Source organism: Rhodococcus sp. C26F, assembly GCF_053345925.1.
In genome coordinates this window covers 16,731-18,127 of record NZ_JBKFBA010000062.1, presented here as the reverse complement: position 1 = coordinate 18,127, position 1,397 = coordinate 16,731, and the positions used below count along the sequence as shown (strand labels likewise).

Annotated in this window: 2 protein-coding genes; both read left to right on the top strand. The window is 66.9% G+C overall.

Annotation, left to right across the window (positions count from 1 at the left end; translation table 11 throughout):
* A partial coding sequence (locus ACLBYD_RS28930) for a serine hydrolase domain-containing protein (RefSeq protein ID WP_447819136.1) occupies positions 1–768 on the top strand: 768 nt, incomplete at its 5' end.
* A gap of 123 nt (positions 769–891) precedes the next feature.
* A partial coding sequence (locus ACLBYD_RS28925) for a DUF3145 domain-containing protein (RefSeq protein WP_447819135.1) occupies positions 892–1,397 on the top strand: 506 nt, incomplete at its 3' end.

Sequence of the window (1,397 nt, the reverse complement as noted above, 5' to 3'; positions counted from 1 at the left end):
GCCGCCGCGGTGGTGACCCGCGACGGCGGAACGGTCGCGTCCAGGGGAGGCCTCGACGAGGTCTTTCCCCTCGCGTCCGTGACGAAGCCGCTCGTGGCGTACGCCGCGCTCGTGGCCGTCGAGGAGGGCGCGATCGAGCTCGATCAGCCTGCGGGCCCCGAGGGGTCGACGGTGCGGCATCTGCTCGCCCACGCCTCGGGTCTGGCGTTCGGTGAGCGCACAGTGCAGACCGAACCGGAGCGGAAGCGGATCTACTCGAGTGCGGGCTTCGAAGTGCTCGCCGAACTCGTCGAGACGGAAACCGGTATCGAGTTCCCGGAATACCTCCGGCAGGCGGTCTTCGAGCCGCTGGGCATGCCGTCCTCGTCCCTGCCGGGGCCGGCCGGTCACGGGGCGCAGTCGTCGGTCGCCGATCTCGCACTGTTCGCGCGCGAGCTGCTCGATCCCGTTCTGGTCTCGTACGAAACCCTCACCGAGGCGACCAGCGTGCAGTTCCCCGGTCTGAACGGACTCGTGCCCGGATACGGGATGTTCAAGCCCAACGACTGGGGTCTCGGCTTCGAGATCCGGGGCGAAAAGAACCCGCATTGGACCGCCACCGGTAATTCACCGCGTACTTTCGGTCATTTCGGTCAATCGGGCACATTCATTTGGGTAGATTCCGAAATTTCCGTCGCCGCTGTGGTACTTACTGATCGTGCGTTCGGAGACTGGGCGAAACCGCTCTGGACGGCCGTCGGAGACGCGATCATCACCGAATTCACATAAACCTCTCTGGTTCGCTGGCGAAACACACGCCACACGGGCACACTTGTACGCAGCCTGCATGGAGAAGCCTTGGTCGACGAAGGTCGTTGGGGAAGACGTCCTGGTCGAACCGGAGGTGAATGTATGCGCGCATCCAACCAATTCGCGGATGCCACGGCGGGGGTGATCTATGTCCACTCCTCACCGGCGGCGGTGTGCCCGCACATCGAGTGGGCACTGGCCGACATCCTCGACTGCCGGCCCGATCTCTCGTGGACGGGCCAGCCCGCCGCACCGGGGCTGCTGCGCACCTGCGGCGACTGGGTCGGGCCCGTGGGCACGGCCGCGCGACTGGCCGACGTGCTGCGGTCGTGGCCGATGCTCCGCTTCGAGATCACCGAGAACCCCAGCGAGGGCGTGGACGGCGAACGTTTCAGCTACGTCCCCCGACTGGGTCTGTGGCGCGGGTGCACCAGCGCCAACGGCGACATCGTCGTCGGAGAGATGCGTCTGCGCGCCATGCTGTCCTCCGCCGATGTCACGAGCGAACTGCACCGCGCCCTCGGAACGGCATGGGACGAAGAGCTCGAGCCGTACCGCAGCGGCGACGAAGGCGCGCAGGTGACGTGGCTCCGCCGGGACGTCGGCTG